This window comes from Rhodoferax sp. GW822-FHT04A08 (genome assembly GCF_058801025.1).
Window position 1 is genome coordinate 503,070 of record NZ_JBXAMW010000003.1, and the last position, 6,021, is coordinate 509,090.

Annotated in this window: 5 protein-coding genes; all 5 read left to right on the plus strand. The window is 64.6% G+C overall.

Going from position 1 to position 6,021, the window contains the following annotated elements; translation table 11 throughout:
• Positions 1-48: 48 nt before the first annotated feature.
• The 5 genes from AC1RMF_RS09615 to AC1RMF_RS09635 all read left to right on the plus strand — a co-directional run bounded on the left by AC1RMF_RS09615 (position 49) and on the right by AC1RMF_RS09635 (position 5,914).
• Positions 49-1,515 carry a sigma-54-dependent transcriptional regulator gene (locus AC1RMF_RS09615; protein WP_493141273.1) on the plus strand — a complete coding sequence of 489 codons (1,467 nt, stop codon included), beginning with the start codon at positions 49-51 and terminating at the stop codon, positions 1,513-1,515.
• Positions 1,512-2,528, plus strand: a complete 1,017-nt coding sequence (locus AC1RMF_RS09620; protein ID WP_493141274.1) for an NADH-quinone oxidoreductase subunit B family protein — start codon at positions 1,512-1,514, stop codon at positions 2,526-2,528. The genes AC1RMF_RS09615 and AC1RMF_RS09620 overlap by 4 nt, the downstream gene beginning before the upstream one ends.
• A gap of 7 nt (positions 2,529-2,535) precedes the next feature.
• Positions 2,536-3,993, plus strand: a complete 1,458-nt coding sequence (locus AC1RMF_RS09625) for a nickel-dependent hydrogenase large subunit (RefSeq protein ID WP_493141275.1) — start codon at positions 2,536-2,538, stop codon at positions 3,991-3,993.
• 12 nt (positions 3,994-4,005) lie between these two features.
• Entirely contained in the window at positions 4,006-5,373 is a 1,368-nt protein-coding gene (locus tag AC1RMF_RS09630) for a PAS domain-containing sensor histidine kinase (protein WP_493141276.1), read from the plus strand.
• A gap of 100 nt (positions 5,374-5,473) precedes the next feature.
• Positions 5,474-5,914: a hypothetical protein gene (locus tag AC1RMF_RS09635; protein WP_493141277.1), complete on the plus strand. Its 441-nt coding sequence runs from the start codon at positions 5,474-5,476 to the stop codon at positions 5,912-5,914.
• Positions 5,915-6,021: the final 107 nt, after the last annotated feature.

The window sequence follows — 6,021 nt, forward strand, 5'->3', positions numbered from 1 at the left end:
CACAATGGCGCATGCCTTTTTCTTTCCCGCACGCGCCCCGTACCAACCATGACTAAGCCAAGTCTCAAAGCCGCAGTGCTGGTGGTGGACGACGAGGTGCGCTCGCAAGAGGCCATGCGCCGCACGCTGGAGGAAGAGTTCACCATCCACACCGCCAGCGACGCAGCCGAAGCACGCACCTGTCTGGAGAACAACACCATCAGCGTGGTGCTGTGCGACCAGCGCATGCCGGGGCAGTCGGGTGTGGACTTTCTGAAGGAAGTACGCGAGCGCTGGCCGGACGTGGTGCGCATCGTCATCTCCGGCTACACCGATTCGCAGGACATCGTGGCCGGCATCAACGAGGCCGGCATCTACCAGTACATCCTCAAGCCCTGGGTGCCCGACCACCTGCTGGCTTCGGTGCGCAATGCGGTGGAGGCGCTGGCGCTGCAACGCGACACCGACCGCCTGCATCTGGAGCTGCGCACCAGCACACCGGTGCTGCGCCAGCGCGCCGCCGGCAAGCTGACCAAGGCCAAAGCCACCTTCAACTTTGACCGCATCGAACGCGCGCCCGACAGCCCACTCAACGCCGCCTGCGACATGGCGCAGCGCGTGGCGCGCTATGACCTGAGCCTGCTGGTGCTGGGCGAGTCGGGTACCGGCAAGGAACTGCTGGCCCGTGCCGTGCACTACGCAAGCCCGCGCGCCAGTGGAACCTTTGCGGTGGAAAACTGCGCCGCCATGCCGGACGCGCTGCTGGAATCCGAGCTGTTCGGCCACAAGCGCGGCGCCTTCACCGGCGCGTATGAAGACCACCAGGGCCTGTTCCAGCGCGCCAACGGTGGCACCGTGTTCCTGGATGAAATCGGCGAGACCTCGCCCGCGTTCCAGGTGCGGCTGCTGCGCGTGCTGCAGGAGCGCGAGGTGCGCCCGGTGGGCTCGGTGCATTCGGTGCCGGTGGATGTGCGGGTAATTGCCGCCACCCACCGCGACCTGGAGCAGCGCGTGCGGGAAGGCCTGTTCCGTGAAGACCTGTATTACCGCCTGGCCGGCATCACCATCACGCTGCCGCCGCTGCGCGAACGCATTGGCGATATTGAGCCGATTGCGCGCCGCCTGGTGCAGGAGGTGGGCCTGGAACTGGGCCGCCCGCATATGCGCCTGAGCGCGGCTGCGCTGGACGTGCTCAGGCAATACCGCTGGCCCGGCAACACGCGCGAACTGCGCAACGAAATCGCCCGCGCCATCGCACTCAGTGAGGGCGACAGCCTGGAACCCACCGGCTTCTCGTCACGCGTGCTGCTGGCCCATTTGCAAGGCGCACATGCCGCCGTGGCACACGGCCCGGCGCAGAACCTGCCGCACAGCGGCACACTGGCCGAACGTCTGGACGCCATCGAAGTCATGGTGCTGCGCGAAACCCTGGCGCGCCACCGCGGCAACAAGAGCCGCGCCGCGGCCGAGCTGGGCCTCTCGCGCGTGGGCTTGCGCGGCAAGATGCAGCGCTTCGGTCTGGAGGACAAGGCATGAGCGGCCCAGCGCCCGCGTTCAATGTGCTGTGGCTGCAGTCCGGCGGCTGCGGCGGCTGCAGCATGTCGCTGCTGTGCGCCGACACCACCGACTTCCATGGCCAACTGCGGCAAGCTGGCATCAACCTGCTGTGGCACCCGTCTATCTCGCTGCAGAGCGGGCGCGAGCTGGTGGACATGCTGCAGGCCATCGTGGACGGGCAGCTGCGCCTGGATGCGCTGTGCATCGAAGGCGCGCTTTTGCGCGGCCCGCATGGCACCGGGCGCTTCCACATGCTGGCTGGCACGGGCCTGCCCATGACACACTGGGTGCAGCAGCTCGCCGCGCAGGCACGCAATGTGGTTGCCGTGGGCAGTTGCGCAGCCTGGGGCGGTGTTACCGCAGCGGGCGACAACCTCACCGATGCCTGCGGCCTGCAGTACCTGGACGCCACGCCCGGCGGTTTGCTGGGTGCCGCATTCCGCTCGCGCAGCGGCCTGCCGGTGATCAACATCGCGGGGTGCCCGACCCACCCCAGCTGGGTGCTCGACAGCCTGATGGCGCTGGCCGCCAATGGCTTTACCGAAGCCGATCTGGACAGTCTGGGTCGGCCCCGCTTTTATGCCGACCAGCTGGTGCACCACGGCTGCACCCGCAACGAGTATTACGAATACAAGGCCAGCGCCGAGAAGCCTTCCGACCTGGGCTGCATGATGGAGCACATGGGCTGCAAGGGCACGCAGGTGCACGCCGACTGCAACACGCGGCTATGGAACGGCGAAGGCTCGTGCACCCGCGCGGGCTATGCCTGCATTGCCTGTACCGAGCCGGGCTTTCAGGAACCCGGCCACCCGTTCCATGAGACGCCCAAGTTCGCCGGCATTCCCATCGGCCTGCCCACAGACATGCCCAAGGCCTGGTTTGTGGCGCTGGCATCGCTGTCCAAGTCCGCTACACCCAAGCGCGTCAAAGTCAATGCCGTGGCCGACCACCTGGTGGTCAAGCCGGTCGCGCGCAAAACCACCCTGAAGTAGAGAGCCCATGCCCCGTTTGCTGGTCGGTCCGTTCAATCGCGTCGAAGGCGATCTAGAAGTCACACTGGATGTGCAGGAGGGCCGCGTGGCCAGCGCGCATGTGAACTCCACCATGTACCGCGGCTTCGAGCAGATCCTGCAAGACAAGAAGCCGCACGACACGCTGGTGTTCGTGCCGCGCATCTGCGGCATCTGCTCGGTGTCGCAGTCGGTGGCGTCGGCGCGTGCGCTGGCGGACCTGGGCGGCATCGAAGTGCCACCCAACGGGCAGATCGTGACCAACTTCATTCTGGCCACCGAGAACCTGGCAGACCACCTGATGCACTTCTATGTGTTCTTCATACCAGACTTCACCCACGCCAGCTATGCGCGGCATGCCTGGCATGTTGAAGCGGTGGCCCGCTTTGCGCCGCAGACCGGCAGCCAGACCCGCGCCGCTACGGCTGCGCGCCAGCGCTGGTTCACTCTTCTGGGCACGCTGGCGGGCAAGTGGCCGCACACCCAGTGCATTGAGCCGGGGGGCTCCACCCGCGCCATCGATGCCGCCGAGCGCATACGCCTGTTGGCCAAGGTGCGCGAGTTCCGTGGCTTTCTGGAGTCGCAGCTGTTTGCCGCGCCGCTGGAATTCATCAGCAGCCTGGACAGCGAAGCCGCCCTGCTGCGCTGGCTGGCAGAGGACCCGCTCAAGGGCGACCTGCGCATGTTCCTCACGCTGGCGCAGGACACCGGGCTACGCCACCTGGGCCCAGGCCCGGGCCGCTACCTGAGCTACGGCGCTTATCCGCAACCCGGTGCAGGCTTTGCCTTCGCGCCGGGCGTGTGGCATGCGGCCACGCAGACCCTGAACGCAGTGGACCCACAGGCCATACGCGAAGACGCTACCCACGCCTGGCTGTCCGACAGCGGCGGCCCGCGCCACCCCATGCAGGGCATCACCCAGCCCGAGCCGGACAAGCCCGCGGCCTACACCTGGAACAAGGCGCCACGCCTGGATGGCGAAGTGCTGGAGACCGGTGCGATTGCGCGCCAGCTCGCCAGCGACCACCCGCTTATCCGCGAACTGGTGGGCAGCTACGGCGGCACCGTGTTCACCCGCGTGGTGGCACGCCTTCTGGAGCTGGCCAGGGTGGTGCCGCTGATGGAGCAGTGGTTGATGCAGCTGCGCCCGGGCGAGGCGTTTTGCGTGCCCGCACAGTTGCCGAACGAAGGCACTGGTGTGGGCCTGAGCGAAGCCGCACGCGGCAGCCTGGGCCACTGGATGACGGTGCAAGGCGGGCGCATTGCCAGCTACCAGATCGTGGCCCCCACCACCTGGAACTTCTCGCCGCGCGATGCGACGGGCACGCCCGGCGCACTGGAGCAGGCACTGGTGGGCGCGCCGGTGCTGGAGGGTGAAACCACGCCGGTGGCGGTGCAACACATCGTGCGATCGTTTGACCCTTGCATGGTGTGCACGGTTCACTAAACTTTGCAGACCATGTCCACCTCCGTGCCGCCGCCCTTCATGGACACCCGCAGTGCCGAACTGGAGGGTGTGGACGAGGCCACCTGGCTGGACGTGATCCAGAAGATGGACGAGGTCTATTCCAAGCTGGTGGCCGATGAAATCGAGCTGGAGAGCAAGAACGCCAAGCTGGAGCAGTCGCAGCAGTTCATCATGAGCCTGCTCACCGCCATGAGCGACGTGCTGATTGCCTGCAACCAGGACGGCCTGATCGAAGAGACCAACGCCGCCTTCTGCCGCCTGGTGGGCCGCAGCGACGAGAGCCTGCGCGGCACATCGGTGCTGCAACTGCTGGGTGACGAGACCAGCGCTGCGCGCTGGCGCGAATGCACCAGCCGCACCGGCTCCACCGAAGGCGCCACGGTGGAGATCAACCTGCGCGATGCGCACAACCAGATGGTGCCGGTGGACATGAACTGCACGCCGCGTTACAGCAGCAGCGGCCAGGTGATGGGCCATGTGATGGTGGGCCGCCCGCTGGGTGAACTCAAGCGCGCCTACCACCAGCTGCGCGAAGTGCACGAGGCGCTCAAGCGCGCGCAGCAGCAGCTCATGCACTCAGCCAAGATGGCCTCGCTGGGCCGGCTGGTGGCGGGAGTGGCACATGAACTCAACAACCCCATCAGCTTTGTGCTCAGCAATGTGCATGTGCTGCAGCGCTACGGCAACCGCCTGGGGCGCTACCTGGAAGCCGTCCACGAACTGGAACTGCCGCCGGAAGTGCAGGAGCTGCGCAAGGACCTGCGCATAGACCACCTGATGCAGGACCTGCCCTCGCTGATGGAAGGCACCATCGAGGGCGCACAACGCACCACCGACATCGTCAACGGCCTCAAGCGCTTCTCCACCGGATCGGCCGAAGAGGTCACGCTGGTGGAAGTGGGCAACGTAGTGGAGCGCGCCATCCACTGGGTCAAGAAAGGCACAGCGCCGCAGTTCGATATCCAGTGGGAGCAGCGGGAAGACTGCCATGTGCACGGTAACGCCGGGCAACTGCTACAGGTGATGATGAACCTGATCCAGAACGCGTATGACGCCTGCGCCCCTGGCAGTGGCAAACCCGCCCAGCTCGGCATCCACATGCACAGCGATGGCGAGCTGGTGCACATCACCTTTGCCGACAACGGCAGCGGCATTGCGCCCGAACACCTGCCGCATATCTTCGACCCGTTCTTCACCACCAAGAGCGTGGGCAAAGGCACGGGCCTGGGGCTGTCCATCAGCTACGGCATCGTGGAGCAGCACGGGGGCAAGCTCAGTGCAGAGAATTTGCCGCAAGGTGGGGCGCTGTTTACGGTGACGTTGCCGTTGGTGCGGGGGACGCAGACCTCGGCGGCGTGAAGGGCATCTAAACATGGAACAATTTCCCCCAAGTGGAGGATGGTGTGAGTTCAGTGCATGGGTGAAAATTTTCGCATACCTGAACAACTAGGGATTCAAATTGCGCGCCTTGACTGCTTTCTTTATGTCCGCCATTGCATTGTTTTTGGCTAGCTCGGCGTGGTCACAGGCCGTTGTGAAGACTCCAATTCCAGCTGATCATCCGCTAGTCGGAAGCTGGCGCATCGATGTTCCAGGTACCAATTGCCACGAGATTTACAGTGTTCGTGCTGATGGCACCACGTACGTTACCAGCGGATCGCAGCAAGCGGAGTCCGAGTTTGTGATGTCGGTGCGGCCAAGTGTCAAAGGGTTTTACAAGTGGGTCGACAAGATCGTCAAGGACAACGGCAAGCCCGACTGCATGGGGGAGCTCATGGAGGTGGGACATGTTGCAACGAACTACATTCGCCTGCATCCTTCTGGTGTGAAATTCCTGATGTGCGAGGCTGAGGATCTCGATACGTGCATTGGTCCATTTGTGCGAGAAGTTAGCATTTGAAAAGACTGGTTTTCAATTTGGCTGGCCAATTGCAGTTATGCCGGGCGGATTCAACCGGTCGATGCAACAAGTTGGCTGAATCGACCAGCAGGTGTTTTGTAGTTTAG

What these genes read in the sequence shown, in the direction of transcription:
- AC1RMF_RS09615 (WP_493141273.1), top strand. Translation starts at nt 49, where the DNA reads ATGACTAAGCCAAGTCTCAAAGCCGCAGTGCTGGTGGTGGACGACGAG.
- AC1RMF_RS09620 (WP_493141274.1), top strand. Translation starts at nt 1,512, where the DNA reads ATGAGCGGCCCAGCGCCCGCGTTCAATGTGCTGTGGCTGCAGTCCGGC.
- AC1RMF_RS09625 (WP_493141275.1), top strand. Translation starts at nt 2,536, where the DNA reads ATGCCCCGTTTGCTGGTCGGTCCGTTCAATCGCGTCGAAGGCGATCTA.
- AC1RMF_RS09630 (WP_493141276.1), top strand. Translation starts at nt 4,006, where the DNA reads ATGTCCACCTCCGTGCCGCCGCCCTTCATGGACACCCGCAGTGCCGAA.